The sequence below is a fragment of the Natronomonas moolapensis 8.8.11 genome (assembly GCF_000591055.1).
GTDB classification, from domain to species: Archaea; Halobacteriota; Halobacteria; order Halobacteriales; family Haloarculaceae; genus Natronomonas; species Natronomonas moolapensis.
The window spans coordinates 529,383-544,145 of sequence record NC_020388.1 but is presented as its reverse complement, the minus strand read 5'-3'; the positions used below and the strand labels follow the sequence as shown (position 1 = coordinate 544,145).

Annotated in this window: 19 protein-coding genes; 18 read left to right on the top strand and 1 reads right to left on the bottom strand. The window is 67.4% G+C overall.

Annotated features, from left to right (window positions below; translation table 11 throughout):
* A complete protein-coding gene (locus NMLP_RS02765) occupies positions 1-741 on the bottom strand; it encodes a tetratricopeptide repeat protein (protein ID WP_015408605.1) in 741 nt (246 codons plus the stop codon).
* Positions 742-864: 123 nt separating this feature from the next.
* Between NMLP_RS02765 and NMLP_RS02760 the strand changes: the two genes are divergently transcribed.
* From NMLP_RS02760 to NMLP_RS02675, 18 genes are all read left to right on the top strand, one after another.
* A complete protein-coding gene (locus NMLP_RS02760) occupies positions 865-2,274 on the top strand; it encodes a carotenoid oxygenase family protein (protein ID WP_015408604.1) in 1,410 nt (469 codons plus the stop codon).
* A gap of 183 nt (positions 2,275-2,457) precedes the next feature.
* Complete coding sequence (locus tag NMLP_RS02755) at positions 2,458-3,357, top strand: acyltransferase (protein WP_015408603.1); 900 nt, start codon at positions 2,458-2,460, stop codon at positions 3,355-3,357.
* A 123-nt stretch (positions 3,358-3,480) separates the two neighbouring features.
* Positions 3,481-4,059 (top strand): DUF7090 family protein, encoded by a 579-nt coding sequence (locus NMLP_RS02750; RefSeq protein ID WP_015408602.1) that lies wholly within the window; start codon positions 3,481-3,483, stop codon positions 4,057-4,059.
* Positions 4,060-4,179: 120 nt separating this feature from the next.
* Entirely contained in the window at positions 4,180-5,409 is a 1,230-nt protein-coding gene (locus tag NMLP_RS02745) for a translation initiation factor IF-2 subunit gamma (RefSeq protein ID WP_015408601.1), read from the top strand.
* Positions 5,406-5,789 carry a DUF188 domain-containing protein gene (locus NMLP_RS02740; protein WP_015408600.1) on the top strand — a complete coding sequence of 128 codons (384 nt, stop codon included), beginning with the start codon at positions 5,406-5,408 and terminating at the stop codon, positions 5,787-5,789. The genes NMLP_RS02745 and NMLP_RS02740 overlap by 4 nt, the downstream gene beginning before the upstream one ends.
* A 1-nt stretch (position 5,790) precedes the next feature.
* A complete protein-coding gene (locus tag NMLP_RS02735) occupies positions 5,791-6,360 on the top strand; it encodes a DNA-directed RNA polymerase (protein WP_015408599.1) in 570 nt (189 codons plus the stop codon).
* On the top strand, positions 6,361-6,558 hold the full coding sequence (spt4, locus tag NMLP_RS02730; protein WP_015408598.1) for a transcription elongation factor subunit Spt4: 198 nt from the start codon (positions 6,361-6,363) through the stop codon (positions 6,556-6,558). It abuts the gene before it with no gap.
* Between the two features lies 1 nt (position 6,559).
* Positions 6,560-7,096, top strand: a complete 537-nt coding sequence (locus NMLP_RS02725) for a GTP-dependent dephospho-CoA kinase family protein (RefSeq protein ID WP_015408597.1) — start codon at positions 6,560-6,562, stop codon at positions 7,094-7,096.
* Between the two features lie 163 nt (positions 7,097-7,259).
* Positions 7,260-7,571, top strand: coding sequence for a 30S ribosomal protein S24e (locus NMLP_RS02720; RefSeq protein WP_015408596.1), 312 nt, complete (start codon positions 7,260-7,262; stop codon positions 7,569-7,571).
* Positions 7,572-7,706: a 30S ribosomal protein S27ae gene (locus NMLP_RS02715; protein ID WP_015408595.1), complete on the top strand. Its 135-nt coding sequence runs from the start codon at positions 7,572-7,574 to the stop codon at positions 7,704-7,706.
* Positions 7,707-7,709: 3 nt separating this feature from the next.
* The gene (locus tag NMLP_RS02710) at positions 7,710-9,389 is read left to right on the top strand and encodes a bifunctional N(6)-L-threonylcarbamoyladenine synthase/serine/threonine protein kinase (RefSeq protein WP_015408594.1); all 1,680 of its coding nucleotides are present in this window, start codon (positions 7,710-7,712) and stop codon (positions 9,387-9,389) included.
* A gap of 101 nt (positions 9,390-9,490) precedes the next feature.
* A complete protein-coding gene (locus tag NMLP_RS02705) occupies positions 9,491-9,766 on the top strand; it encodes a DUF5808 domain-containing protein (protein WP_015408593.1) in 276 nt (91 codons plus the stop codon).
* Positions 9,767-10,075: 309 nt separating this feature from the next.
* Positions 10,076-10,369, top strand: a complete 294-nt coding sequence (eif1A, locus tag NMLP_RS02700; RefSeq protein WP_015408592.1) for a translation initiation factor eIF-1A — start codon at positions 10,076-10,078, stop codon at positions 10,367-10,369.
* A 68-nt stretch (positions 10,370-10,437) separates the two neighbouring features.
* Positions 10,438-10,965, top strand: a complete 528-nt coding sequence (gene pyrE / locus NMLP_RS02695) for an orotate phosphoribosyltransferase (protein WP_015408591.1) — start codon at positions 10,438-10,440, stop codon at positions 10,963-10,965.
* Between the two features lie 85 nt (positions 10,966-11,050).
* Positions 11,051-11,767, top strand: coding sequence for a phosphoribosyltransferase family protein (locus tag NMLP_RS02690; protein ID WP_015408590.1), 717 nt, complete (start codon positions 11,051-11,053; stop codon positions 11,765-11,767).
* 134 nt (positions 11,768-11,901) lie between these two features.
* Positions 11,902-13,350, top strand: coding sequence for an NCS2 family permease (locus NMLP_RS02685; protein ID WP_015408589.1), 1,449 nt, complete (start codon positions 11,902-11,904; stop codon positions 13,348-13,350).
* A gap of 135 nt (positions 13,351-13,485) precedes the next feature.
* The gene (locus NMLP_RS02680; RefSeq protein WP_197538040.1) at positions 13,486-14,307 is read left to right on the top strand and encodes a ParA family protein; all 822 of its coding nucleotides are present in this window, start codon (positions 13,486-13,488) and stop codon (positions 14,305-14,307) included.
* Complete coding sequence (locus tag NMLP_RS02675) at positions 14,307-14,705, top strand: hypothetical protein (RefSeq protein ID WP_049926051.1); 399 nt, start codon at positions 14,307-14,309, stop codon at positions 14,703-14,705. The genes NMLP_RS02680 and NMLP_RS02675 overlap by 1 nt, the downstream gene beginning before the upstream one ends.
* Positions 14,706-14,763 lie beyond the last annotated feature (58 nt).

The window sequence follows — 14,763 nt, the reverse complement described above, 5'->3', positions numbered from 1 at the left end:
TCATCCGCGGTCTTCGACGAGCTGCTCTTCGGCCGCCCCGCGCAGCTCTTCGGCCTCCTCGGCGAGTTCCTCGGCGCGTTCGTCCTCGCCGAGTTCCTCCAGGGCGCGGGCCTTCTCTTCTAAGACGTCCGCGTTGCGGTAGCCGAGTCGGACCGCGTTGTCGAAACAGGAGACCGCGTCCTCGGCGAGACCGCGTTCGAGCAAGAAGAACCCGCGGTTGTACCACCCCTGTGGGAATCGGGGGTCGAGTTCGACCGCTCGCTCGGCGTGTTCGAGCGCCTGCTCACTTTGGCCGTCTTGCCACAGCGCGTACGCGAGATTCGTCTCGGCGCTCGCGGCGTGTTCGGAGTCGCTGTCGACCCGCAGAGCCTCGCGATAGGCGTCGATGGCGGCCTGGAACTCCCCCATCTCGGCGTGGGCCGCCCCCTTGTTGGTCCAGGCCTCCTGTGTGATCCCGTCGCCGTCGGCGAACTGTGCGGCCCGCTCTAGGGCGTCCGTCGCCTGCTCGAAGCGCTTGATCCGCATATACTCGATGCCGACCTCGAGCAGTTCCTCGGCGTCGACCGCCTCGGTCGGGACCTGGCGGCGATCGAGCGTGTCGGCGACGACGCGGGAGTCGACCGGGTCGACCATTCCCGGATCGACGTCGAGCTCGGGCGGGTCGAGGTCGAACCCCTCATAGGGGTCGTCGAAGCCCTGGCCCCCGGAGAACTCGTGGTCCGATGGCTCTTCGTCACTCATACCGTACAGTTGGCTACGAACACGCCTAAGGGTTGTGTTCCAGGGCAGTACGGAACCCACACGAACGCACCGACAGCGGGCGTGCGGCACAGTATTGATTTCGATCGCGCCCCGAACGGCGGTATGACGGAGCAGCCAGCCCCCGGCCCGGGGTTCAGATCGCTCGAGTCCGAGTACGACGACTACCGCCCGACAGTCGAGGGGTCGATCCCCGAGTGGCTCTCGGGGACGCTCGTCCGGAACGGTCCCGGGCGCTTCGAGGCCGGCGACAGCCGCGTCAACCACTGGTTCGACGGGCTGGCGATGCTGCGCCGGTACGCCTTCGACGACGGCGAGGTGCGCTACTCGAATCGCTTCCTGCGCACCGACGCCTACGCCGACGCGGCCGAGGGGCGACTCACCGGGCAGTTCGGCACCGACACGCGGGGCTGGCGACGGTTCCTCGAGACCGTCGCCTCGTTCGGGCTCCCGGAGCCGACCGACAACGCGAACGTCCACGTCGCTCGGATCGACGGCGAGTACGTCGCGCTGACCGAGGCTCCGCGGCGGGTCGCCTTCGACCCGGAGACGCTGGCGACGCGCGGCGAGTTCAGCTTCGAGGACGGCGTGACGGAACACCTCACCGCCGCCCACCTCGTCGACGATCCCCACCGCGAGGAGGTGGTCGGCTTCGCCACCCAGTTCGGGATGCCGCCGCAGTATCACGTCTATCGGGTCCCCAAGGGGAGCCGCCGCCGCGAGTTGATCGCCTCTATCGAGGCCGACGGTCCCGCCTACATCCACGACTGCAGCGTCACCGCCGACCACGTCCTCCTCGTCGAGTCGCCGCTGGAACTGTCGGTCCTCCGGGCGCTGAATCCCTTTTCCGACGGCGCGATCGACTTGCTCAAGTGGAATCCGGACCGGCCGACACGGGTGCTCGTCGTCGACCGGGACAGCGGCGACCTCCTCGCCGATCCGACGGTGGAGGCCGCGTTCACCTTCCATCACGTCAACGCATACCTCGACGACGGGATCGTCCTCGATCTCGTGGAGTTTCCGGACGCCGACATCGTCGATTCGCTCTCGTTGGCTGCCCTCGACGGCGTCGGCTTCCCCGACGTACCCGACGGTCGGCTCGTGCGGTATCGGATCGATCCGGTCACGAACGCCGTCGACCGCACCCGCCTGTACGACGGCGGGATCGAACTTCCCAGGAGCGTGCGATCCCGCGTCGGGCGGCGGCACCGCTACGCCTACGGGCAGGCGACCGACCGCGAGGGGGCCAACGGCCTCGTGAAGGTCGACTGCGCCTCGGGGACCGCCCGGGAATGGTGGGAGCGGTCGGTGTACGTCGAGGAACCGATCCCGATCCAGCGTCCGGACGGAGACGCGGAGGACGACGGCGTGGTGGTGGCGACGGCGCTAGACGTCGACCGCGAACGGACGGCGCTTTTGATCTTCGACGCGGCGACACTCGACGTCGAGGCGCGGGCATGGCTCCCCCACGCCGAGCCGTTCGGGTTCCACGGACGGTACTTTCCGGACGTATAACGGTCGTCTGACGGACGACTTCATGCAATTTTTGCCCGGATTTGCGTTGGATCGTGTATGTTTGAGTCCAAAAAACTATTGTACGTTATTACGATAAGCATATATGCGCTTGAATGACCACTTTTTGCCAAGTAGAGAGGACAGCGGCGTGACGCGGCGGACGTTCTCGCTCGGGGGCCGTCCATGACCAAACGGCACGTCGACGTACCGGCGCCGGTCCGGGCGTCGATCGACGAGACCATCGAGTACGTCGACGAGCGGCTCTCCGGGCCCGACACCGCCGACGCGGTCGGGGAGCTCCTCGCCGATCTCTTCGGGGACCGGGAGGCATACGACCGCTATCGGTCGGGCGAGTCGCTGCCCCCGATGACGCGGATGCGGGTCCGGAGCTACGACCCCCGGAACGCGCTCATCGAGACCGAACACTGGGCCGAGCAGGAGCTCTCAGCGCTCCGGGAGGCCAAGTGCATCCGGTATCTCTGGAACGGCTTCGACCGCTCGCCGCTGTCGAACGACCTCGCGTTCGCGCTCCCGTTCCGGCAGACCCTCGCGAATCACCTCTTCGCCGAGGCGGGCGAGGGGCTTCGGCTGTTCGGCGGGATCAAGATCCAGTGCGGGCACAACATCGAGATGGGCGACGACGTCGTCGTCCACAACGACGTTCTGTTGGACGACCGTGGTCGGTTGTCGATCGGCGACCGCGTCTCGATCGCCGACCGGAGCCACGTTCACACCCATGCCCACGACACCGTCGACCAGACGGACGTGACGACCTACGAGACGATCCTCGGCGAAGACGTCCGGCTCGGCTACGGCTCGATGATCAGCGCCGGCTGTCGGATCGGCGAGAACGCGATGGTCGGGTCGGGCGCGACCACACTCGGCGACGTGCCGGCCCACCACATTGCGGCCGGCTCGCCCGCGAAAAGCGTCAAGATCAAACCCGGATGGGAGGACGTCGCCGACGACCTCGGCCCGCTCGTCGACAATCGCGAGCGCCGACGGCTGCCCGATGAGTTTCCCGAGCCCTTCGAGGAGTTCGACGAGTTCGGCCGGAACCTCTCGCCGCCCGGCGAGAGCTGATGTGACGCCGCATCGGCTGGAGCGCTCGGCTTCCCGGGCGGCGTTCTCGAGGCGCGTCCCGGTTCCGGCAACCGTGGTGGAGGACAAACACAATTTAAGGTACCGCCGCTCCCGGTGTCCCCTATGGACTACGACCTCGCTATCGAGAACGCGCCGGCGACGATTCCCGGCGGCACGGGCGTCCTGTTGATCCACCCGAGCACCGGTGAAACCGACCGAATCGACACGGACTTTTTGAAGACCGACACCGACCGAATCCTGGTGATTTCGACGCGGACGACCGCCCGCGAGGTACAACAGAAACTGGAGTACTACGACGTCGACGAGACGAAGGCAGACATCCTCGATACGCTGTCCGTCGAGCGGGGCTACTCGCGCCGTTCCTCCGAGCACGTCTCCTACGTCTCCTCACCCGACGACTTGGCGGGCATCACCGAGACGACTCGGCGGTTCCTCGAGGACAACGACGGCAAACGACGGATCAGCCTCGATTCGGTGACGGAGTTGGCCTACTACGCCGACGACGAGCGCGCCATCGAGACGGTCGAGGAGCTGCTCGCGTTGCTCGAAGAGTACGACGCCGTCGGGTTGTTCCACCTCTCGGAGGAAGTCCACGACGAGGCCGACGTCGAGGCGTTCAAGTCACTCTTCGACGGGATCGTCTACCTCGACGCCGACGGCAGCGTCGAGAGCGACTTCTGAGCCGTCGGCGGCCCCACCGAACGGCCGGCGGACGGACGCGCAGCGCGGATACCGGGCGTGCGCGGCGGACGGAACAGTAGGTTTATCAGGCGCACGGGCAGATGTTCACGTCATTACTAAATGACGCAGAAACACCGACAACCGGAGGTGAACATCGGACTGGTCGGCCACGTCGACCACGGGAAGACGACGCTCGTCGAGTCGCTCTCCGGTGAGTGGACGGACCAGCACTCCGAGGAGATGAAACGCGGCATCTCCATCCGCCTCGGCTACGCAGACGCCACGTTCCGGGAGTGTCCGGGCCTCGACGCGCCCGAGCGATACACGGTCGAGGAGACCTGTCCGGACGGCTCCGAGAGCGAGCACCTCCGGACGGTGTCGTTCGTCGACGCGCCGGGCCACGAGACGCTGATGGCGACGATGCTCTCGGGTGCGGCGATCATGGACGGCGCGGTGTTGGTCGTCGCGGCCAACGAGCCTGTCCCGCGCGCACAGACCGAAGAGCACCTGATGGCGCTGGACATCATCGGCATCGAGAACATCGTTATCGCCCAGAACAAGATCGACCTCGTCGACCGCGAGCAGGCGGTCGAGAATCACGAACAGATCCGGTCGTTCGTCGAGGGGACCGTCGCCGAGTCAGCTCCGATCGTGCCGATCTCCGCCCAGCGCGACGTCAATGTCGATCTGTTGATCGAGACGATCGAGGAGGAGATCCCGACGCCGGAGCGCGACCCCGACGCCGACGCCCGGATGCAGGTCGCCCGGTCGTTCGATATCAACCGCCCGGGGACGACCCACGAGGACCTCGTCGGCGGCGTCATCGGTGGCTCGCTCACGCAGGGGCGCCTGGAGGCCGACGAGGGGATCGAAATCAAACCCGGCCGCGAGGTCGAGGAGGGCGGGCAATCGGAGTACCGCCCCGTCGAGACGACCGTCCGGTCGCTGCAGGCTGGCGGCGAGTTCGTCGATTCGGTCTCGCCGGGTGGGCTGCTCGGCGTCGGCACGGGGCTCGACCCATCGCTCACGAAGGGCGACGCGTTGGCCGGGCAGGTCGCGGGGCCGCCGGGGTCGCTGCCGCCGACGCGGGAGTCGTTCGTGATGGACGTCGAGTTGCTCGAGCGCGTCGTCGGCGAGGACGCCGACGAGATCGAGCCGATAAGCACCGGCGAGCCGCTGATGCTCACGGTCGGGACGGCGACGACGGTCGGTTCGGTCACGAGTGCCCGCGACGAGGAGTGCGAGGTCCGACTGAAACGCCCCGTCTGTGCCCCCGGAGGCGCGAAGATAGCGATCAACCGCCGCGTCGGCGCGCGCTGGCGGCTCATCGGGGTCGGAACGCTGCGGTGACCCGCGCCGTGCTCGACTCGAACGCGCTCATGGCCCCCGTCGAGGTCGGCGTCCGGACCTTCGCGGAGCTCGATCGGCTCCTCGGGGAGTACGAGACCGTCGTCCCCGACGCGGTGTTGGCCGAACTCGACCGCCTCTCGGCGGGCGGCGGCGAGGCCGCGAAAGCCGCAAGCGTCGGCGCCGACCTGGCGCGACGGGAGTGCGAACCGATCGCCCACGACGCGGCCTACGCCGACGACGCCGTACTCGAGGTCGGTCGGCGTGCCGAGATCGACTACGCGGTCACGAGCGATATGCCCCTCAGAGGGCGGCTGCTGGAAGCGAACGTTCCCGTAATCTGTTTACGCGGGCGAACCAAATTCGAAATCACTCAACCCTAATATGTACAAGCGGGTCAGACTCAAGGATACGGTCGAGGTTCCCCCCAGACACCTCGCTGACGTGTCGCCCGAGCTCGTCAGGCGGTTGCTACAGGACAAGCTCGAAGGACAGATGGACGAGGACATCGGCAGCATCGTGAGCGTGACGAACGTCCACGAGATCGGCGACGGGGCCGTCCTCCCGAATCGCCCCGGCGTCTACTACGAGGCCGACTTCGACGCGGTCACGTTCGATCCACAGATGCAGGAGGTCGTCGACGGCGAGGTCGTCGAGGTCGTCAACTTCGGCGCCTTCGTCGGGATCGGCCCGGTCGACGGACTCCTCCACGTCTCCCAGATATCCGACGAGTATCTGGCCTACGACGGCGAGAACCAACAGCTCGCCTCGCGGGACTCGAACCGCGTACTGAGCGTCGGCGACGCCGTCCGGGCGCGGATCGTCACGAAGAGCGTCGACGAGCGGAACCCCCGCGACTCGAAGATCGGCCTGACCGCGAAACAGCCGGGACTCGGCAAACACGGCTGGCTCGAGGAGGAGCGCAAGCGCCGCGAGGCGCAGGCGGGTGATTAGATGGCGACCCGTCTCGTCTGTCGGGATTGCCACCGCGTGCTCGACGTCGAAGGGGACGAACAGTGCCCGGCCTGCGGGTCGAACTCGCTCACCGAGGACTGGGCCGGCTACGTCGTCATCGCCCACCCCGAGGAGAGCGAGATCGCCGAGGCGATGGAGGTCACCGAGGCCGGCCGCTACGCGCTGAAGGTCCGCTGAGATGTCGACCATACTCGCGAAGCTACCGACGGGGATGCGCGCGGAGCTCAAGGAGCCGCTCGGGGCGGTGTACACCGACGCCGACGCCCTACTGGCCGACGCCGGCGAGCCGCTCGTCGCGGTCGGCGACATCGTCACGTACCACCTCCTCGAAGCCGGGCGTCGCCCGGACGTCGCCGTCGTCGACGGGAAGACGAAACGCGAACGCGTCGAGCGGGAGGTGCTCGGCGCGATCGAGGCGTTCGACGACCGGATCGACGTCGCGAACCCCCAGTCGACGATCACCGACGACCTCCTCGAGGCGCTCGCGTCGGCGCTCGAGGCCCCCGGATCGACCGTCGTCGTCGTCGACGGCGAGGAAGACCTCGCCTCGCTGCCGGCCGTCGTCGGCGCGCCCGACGACGCGTCGGTCGTCTACGGCCAGCCCGACGAAGGGATGGTCCTCGTGCCGGTCGAGGAGGAGAGTCGGGTGCGGTGTCGGGAACTCATCGAGGGGATGCAAAGCGATTACGACAGGATTGCGGCAATCCTGTCGTAGGTGCGTCCTCGAGCCGTTTCGGGCGGAGCGCCCGAATCGAGGCCGCCGTTCGACGTCGTGCGCCGCGTCAGCGCGGACGTGATCGGCGAATTGCCCCGCAGCGTCCGTCTGCGGCTTCGAAATCCTTTTAGGCGTTTCGCCGAAATGTCGTAGCAACGTAACCATGGAACTCGACATCATCGACGAGGACGAAAACCCGATGCTCCACCGGACCGACGTCCGGTTTCAGTTGACACACGAGGAGGCCACCCCCTCCCGGCTCTCGGTTCGGGACTCCCTAGCCGCGAAGCTCAACAAGGACGCCGGCGAGGTCGTCATCCGGAAACTCGACACGAAGTACGGGATGCGAAAGACCGTCGGCTACGCGAAGGTCTACGACGACGCCGAGGACGCCACGGCGGTCGAGCAAGGCCACGCCCTCGAGCGGAACAAACTCGAGACCGAGGTCGACGACCCCGAGCCGGAGGAGGCCTGAATGGCGCGTTACGAACTCTACAACGAGGACGGTACGACGGACCGCGAGCACTGTCCCCGCTGTGGCGACACGTTTCTCGGAGAGTACGGCGACCGGAAGCACTGCGGGCAGTGCGGCTACACCGAATTCGAGTAGGCCGTGACCCGCGTGCTCGGCATCGAGGGGACCGCCTGGTGTGCCAGCGCGGCTGTCTTCGACGACGGGGGGCTCGGGGCTGACTCCGAGGCCGACGCGGCGACCGGCGACGTGCGGATCTTCTCGGACGCTTACGAACCCGACAGCGGCGGGCTTCACCCGCGCGAGGCGGCCGAGCACATGCGGAACGCCGTCCCGGAGATGGTCGAGGCGGCTATCGCCTTCGTGGAGTCGACGTACGGGCCGGCGAGCGAGAGCCTCGACGCCATCGCCTTCTCGCGGGGGCCGGGACTCGGACCGTGTCTGCGGATCGCCGCGACCGCCGCGCGCGCGCTCGCCGGCGCGCTCGGCGTCCCGCTCGTCGGCGTCAACCACATGCTCGCCCACCTCGAGGTCGGCCGGCACTACGCCGGCTTCTCGGACCCGGTGTGTCTGAACGCCTCGGGGGCCAACGCCCACGTGCTCGGCCACCACGACGGTCGCTATCGGGTGCTCGGCGAGACGATGGACACGGGCATCGGCAACGCGATCGACAAGTTCACCCGCCACGTCGGCTGGAGCCACCCCGGCGGCCCGAAGGTCGAACGGGAGGCGGCGACGGGCGAGTACGTCGAGTTGCCCCACGTCGTCAAGGGGATGGACTTCTCCTTTTCGGGGATCACCTCGGCGGCAAAGGCAGCCGTCGACGACGGGACGCCCGTCGCGGACGTCTGCTGTGGCCTCCAGGAGACGACGTTCGCGATGCTCACCGAGGTCGCCGAGCGCGCCCTGTCGTTGGCCGGGGGCGACGAACTCGTGTTGGGCGGCGGCGTCGGCCAGAACGACCGGCTCCGGGAGATGCTGGCGACGATGTGCGAAGAGCGTGGCGCGTCGTTTTATGCCCCCGAACCGCGGTTTCTACGGGACAACGCGGGGATGATTGCGATCCTCGGCGCACGGATGTACGAGGCCGGCGACACGGTGTCGATCGCCGAGTCGCGGGTCCGTCCCGACTTCCGTCCGGACGAGGTCCCGGTAACGTGGCGCGACGACGGGGACGGGGGGAACGGGGCGACTCCGACTCCGGGGGCGGGCCCGAACTCGGCTCCGACCTCGGCTTCGGAGACAGATCGGACCCAGGGTGCCGAGGCGGTCGTCGAAATGAACCCCGGTGACGGCCTCGTGTACAAACGGCGGCTCTCGAAGGCGTATCGCCACCCCGAACTCGACGCGCGGCTCCGGCGAGAGCGGACGCGCTCGGAGGCCCGCCTCACGAGCGAGGCGCGCCGCGTCGGCGTTCCGACGCCGGTCGTCCTCGACGTCGCCCCCGAGGCCGGCCGCCTCGAGTTCGAGTTCGTCGGGACGGCCGACCTGAGCGAGGCGGTCTCGGAGCACAGCGTCCGGTCGGTCGGCCGCCACCTGGCGCGGTGTCACGGCGCCGGCTTCGTCCACGGGGATCCGACACCGCGGAACGTCCGGGTCGGCGGAGAACGCGTCTACCTCATCGATTTCGGGCTCGGGTACTACACCGACCACGTCGAGGACTACGCGATGGACCTCCACGTCTTCGAGGGCGCGCTCGCCGGCACGGCGGCCGACCCGGGCGGCCTGCTCGATGCCTTCGAGGGCGCGTACCGCGGCGCCGGCGACGGGCGCGTGCTCGATCGCCTGCGCGAGATCGAGACGCGCGGGCGGTATCGGTAAGACGTGCGTCGATCGGGGAGACGCGGTCCCTGCCGGCGGGAGCGGTGCCACCGCAGAACGAAGGCCGAGCCTATAAGTCGGGGGCCGTCCTATCCGATCACATGACCGACAAGCCACAGTCCGGCGAACTGTTCGGCGTCCCGTACAACTTCGAGCGGCCCTCCCTCGGGCGGATGCTCTCGGCGTACTGGCAACCCGGCGGCGGGATGTTGGTCAAAAAGCCCTTTGGCATCGGGTACACGCTGAACCTGGCGAACTGGCGGTCGTGGCTCGTATTGGGCGTCGCGGCGGCGCTGTTCTACCAACAGAAGGGCTCGGTCGGCGCGGTCGACGAGGAAGACGACGGCGAGGAACCGGTCGAGGTCGTCGTCGACTGATGCTGATGGACGAACTCACATGACACCGAGGCACGAGTGAGCCGCCGGTCGCGCCGTCGAACGGCGTGCGCCTCGTGTGTCGTGTGTCCGTTCGTTTGTTCGTCAGTATGAAGCCGGCCTTCCCGACCGCGCCGGGACCGGAACGTCTGTGGGGGCGACACTCCGGACACCTGTAATAAATCTCGGGGGGTGCCGCCCGGAGATGGTGACACGCTTTTGCGGGAACGCTCCGAAACCATCGGTTTAGGCCCCAGATCGGCTGTTTTAGATTAATAAAGTCTTAAACGGGTCCCTGTCCAACGCCCCGCTATGAGCGACAACGGGGGACGAAAGAACCTCAGGATGCCCGAGGACGATGAGTTGTTCGCCGTCGTCACGGACATGCTCGGCGCGAACCGGGTGAAGGTGCGCTGTATGGACGGAACCGAGCGAACCGCCCGGATCCCGGGGCGGATGCAAAAGCGCATCTGGATCCGCGAGGACGACGTCGTGTTGGTTGAGCCGTGGGACTGGCAAGACGAGAAGGCCGACATCAGCTGGCGCTACGAGAAACAGGAGGCCGACCAGCTCCGCGAGGAAGGCCACATCACCGACTCGGTGTGATCGCTCCGTTCCCGTCCGGCCCGACTCGATTCCGCGCGGTTTTTGCCAGGTAGGGCCGAGGTGGTGGTATGGTCAACCGGGAACTCATCGACGCGCTTCGGGACGCCGACGCCGTCAGGTTCGGGGAGTTCGAACTCTCACACGGCGGCACGTCGGAGTACTACGTCGACAAGTACGTCTTCGAGACGGACCCGCGCTGTCTGGGGCTCATCGCGTCGGCCTTCGCCGACCGGGTCGGCGACGAGCGTCTCGCTGGCGTCGCGCTGGGTGCGGTCCCGCTGGTCGCGACGACGGCGGTCGAGACGGACCGCCCCTACGTCATCGTCAGAAAGGCGGCCAAGGAGTACGGCACCGGCAACCGGATCGAGGGCGACGTCGAGGCCGGCGAGGCGGTCGTCGTCCTCGAGGACATCGCCACGACGGGCCAAAGCGCGATCGATGCCGTCGAGGCGCTCCGGGCGGCCGGGGCAGTGATCGAGCGCGTCCTCGTTGTCGTCGACCGCGAGGAGGGGGCCACGTCGAACCTCGCCGAACACGACGTCGAGTTGGAGGCGCTTTTGACCGCCTCGGAACTGCTGGCCGACCGCGGCGAGTGAGCGCGCGAAGTACGCACTTTTTTGGGCATATCCGGTGATATCGACACCGAAGTATTCAAACACGTGCGATGATCCAGTGGTGGACATGAACCGCTCGGAAAAGGCGGCCCTCCAGTTGCGCGCCGTGGACGTGTTGCGGACCCGAAAGGGGACGCGCACCTACGAGGAACTCGCCGCGGAGACGGGGCTGCCGGCGGGGGATTTAAATCGGTACGTGAACGGCCACGTCCTCCCCGGCGAACGACGCGCCCGCGAGATCGTCTCCGGCGTCGGCGCGGACCTGCTGGCCGAGGAACTCGACGCCCGCATCGAGGTCGACGGCGAGGGATACGTCGACAACTCGCAACTCGTCTTCGATCAGGCGTTCCTGTCGCTCGTTCCGCCCGTGGCCGTCGAGATGCTCTCGATCGACCCACCGGATGCGGTGTTGACGGCCGCGACGGACGGAATCACGCTGGCGGCGGCGATGGCGCGTCACTTCGGGGCCCGGTGTGTCTACGCTAAGCAATCGCGCGAGACCGCAGTCGAGGAGTTCATCGAGGCCCGACAGCGCCTCGCCTCGGGGATCGAGATCGACTACTACCTCCCGGCGAACGCGGTCTCGGCGGGTGAGTCGGTGCTCGTCGTCGACGACCTCATCCGGTCGGGCGAGACGCAGGAACTCCTCCTCGAGATCGCCGCGGCGGCCGACGCCGAAGTGGCCGGCGTGTTCGCGCTCATCGCGGTCGGCGAGGAGGGCATCGACCGGGCGCGCGCACACACCGGCGCGCCCGTCGACGCGCTGGTCGACCTCGAGCAGTAGCGGACGGCGGATCGCTGCGCCGTCGGGACCGTGGTCCCCATTGCGGGCCGAATACACATATTTTTGCATATATATTCCCGAACTTCGACGAAAACACTTATATTTTCGATAGGCGGTGTGCTCAAACGTGAAATATGGGCGTCGCTGACTCACTCGCCGATTACTTTGATTTCGAGGCGCACGACACCGACTTCCGAACCGAGACGCTTGCCGGGGCGACGACGTTTCTCGCGATGGCGTACGTCATCGTCGTCAACCCAGTGATCCTCTCGGAGGCGATCATGACCGACCCGCCGGCGGGGATGAGCCAAGCGGACGTCATCCAGATGCTCGCGGTCGTCACGATCATCGCGTCGGTCGTCGGGATCGCCGTGATGGCCGTCTACGCGAAGCGGCCCTTCGGGCTGGCGCCGGGGATGGGGTTGAACGCCTTTTTCGCGTTCACCGTCGTGCTCGGGTTGGGCGTTCCCTGGCAGGTGGCGCTGGCCGCGGTGTTCGTCGAAGGGGTCCTGTTCATCGCGTTGACGCTCGTCGGGGCGCGGCGCTACGTCATCGAATTGTTCCCAGAGCCGGTCAAATTTGCCGTCGGGGCCGGGATCGGAATCTTCCTTCTGTTCCTCGGTCTCCAAGAAATGAACGTCGTCGCCGAGTACCCGGGCGGGACGCTCGTCCAGTTGGGGAACTTCCTCCTCGAGCCGACGGCCATCGTCGCCGTCGCCGGCCTCGCGGTGACGCTGTTTCTCTACGCGCGCGGGATCAAGGGCTCGATCGTCCTCGGTATCCTCGCCACCTCGGTCGTCGGCTGGCTGGTTGCGCTGTTCGTCCCCGGTCAGGAGGGCACCTTCGCCCCGCCGAACACGATCGGAGTCATTCGCGACGTCGGGTTCAGCACCTACCTCTTCGACGTCCAGTACAACTTCCTGCCGCTCGTCGAGGGGTTCCTCGACGGTCTCGGCGGGATCACGGAGGACCCGGTCGTCTTCGCGCTCGTCGTGTTTACCTTCTTCGTCGTCGACTTCTTCGACACCGCCGGCACGCTTATCGGCGTCTCCGGGGTCGCGGGTTTTCTCGACGATTCGGGGGACCTCCCGGAGATGGACAAGCCGCTGATGGCCGACGCGGTCGGGACGACCGTCGGCGCGATGCTCGGGACCTCGACCGTGACGACGTACATCGAGTCCTCGACGGGGATCGAGGAGGGCGGCCGGACCGGCTTTACCGCCCTCGTGGTCGGCCTCTTCTTCCTCGCGGCGCTCGCGATCGTCCCGCTCATCAGCCTGCTCCCGCTGTATGCGACCTACATCGCCTTGGTCGTCGTGGGGATCATCATGCTGCAGGGCGTCGCCGACATCGAGTGGGACGACCCCACCTGGGCGATCCCAGCCGGACTCACGATCACCGTGATGCCGCTGACGACGTCGATCGCCGAGGGGCTCGCGGCGGGCATCCTCAGCTACCCGATCGTCAAACTCGCGGTCGGCGAGGGGCGGCAGGTCACACCGGGGCAGTGGCTCCTGGCGCTCGCGCTCGTCGTATATTACGCCGTCTTTTTCCTCGCGGACGGGGGTTTCGTCGCGTTCTGAGCGACGATCCGGCGTCGAGCGCGTTTGGGGCGACCGGTCCGTCGCTCGGAGGAGCAACGACCCGGCCGCGTGACCCACACATTGACAAGACAGCGGCGAGCGGTACCTGACACGAACAGAGAGATGACGAAACTGGTGATATGGTCCGAGAGCGGGGGCGTCGGAAAGACCACCACGGCGATCAACCTCGGTGCCGCGCTCGGGCGCCGGGGCGAGAAGACGCTCCTCGTGGACCTGGACCCACAACCGGCCAGCCTCTCGGCGCACGCGGGGTATCCGGACGCAACGACCGCCGACAGCGCGACGATCACGGACGTGCTCTCGGGCGACGCCGCGCTGAACGAGGTCGTCATCGAGGACGAGCCGTTCGATCTGGTGCCGGGGCACGAATCGCTCGCCTCCCTGGAGAGCACCGTCCGCGCCGAAGGGATCTCGACGGCCGAGTTCCTCCTCCGGTCGGCGCTCGATCCCGTCGCGGAGGGGTACGACCACGTCGTCGTCGACCCGCCAGCCACGCTCAACCTGCTGGTGGACAACGCGCTCATCGCCACCGGGAACGTGTTGATCCCGATGGAGATGACCCGAAAGGGCCAACAGTCCATCTCCGGCGTGTTGGACACCGTCGACGCGCTCGAGTCCCAGCTACGGCGAGCCCAACCCGAGTTCACGCTCGACGTGCTCGGCGTGTTGCCGAACAAGGTCGACGGATCGAGTCTGAACCGCGAGGTCCGCGACGCGCTCGAGGCGGACACCGACGGCGTCGAGGTACTCCCGGTCACGGTTCCCGATTACAACGTGCTAGAACGGGCGTGGGACGCACAACTCGACGTCTTCCGGTACGCCGAGGCGTACGGCCTGCGTCCGTACCAGGAGGCCTTGCTGGACGCCTACCGCGAGCTCGCGGCGACCGTCTCGGCGCAGGGATCGGCCGAACGACGACCGGAGGTGACCGACTGATGTCCAAGGAGGAGCGCTACGCACACCTCGGCGAGGGGGAGACGCCGGCCGAACGACCGGCGGACGCGGACTCGGACGCCGAGACGGATGCGGACGCGGAGGCGAACGCAGATGCGGACGCCGAGACGGACGCTGCCGATGACGCCTCGGGCATCCGCGTCACGATCGACGACGGCGACGAGGAGCTCACTCTGAGAGTCGATCCGGACGCGGCCTCGGTAGCCGACCTCCGCGACGCCGTCTCGAGGACGTCCGAGGACGCATCGCCAGCGCCGATGGCCGCCGGCGTCCGCTCGATGCTGGCGGCGCAGCGACTCGCTCTCGACGTGGGGCTGACGGGAACCGTCGTCGCGATGGAACAGGCGTCGTCCGTCCCCTTCGGATACAACTCGAGGTAGGCCACGTCGGCGCGTCGGCCGATCCGGTATCACTCGTTCGACAGGTGCGGTAGTACGG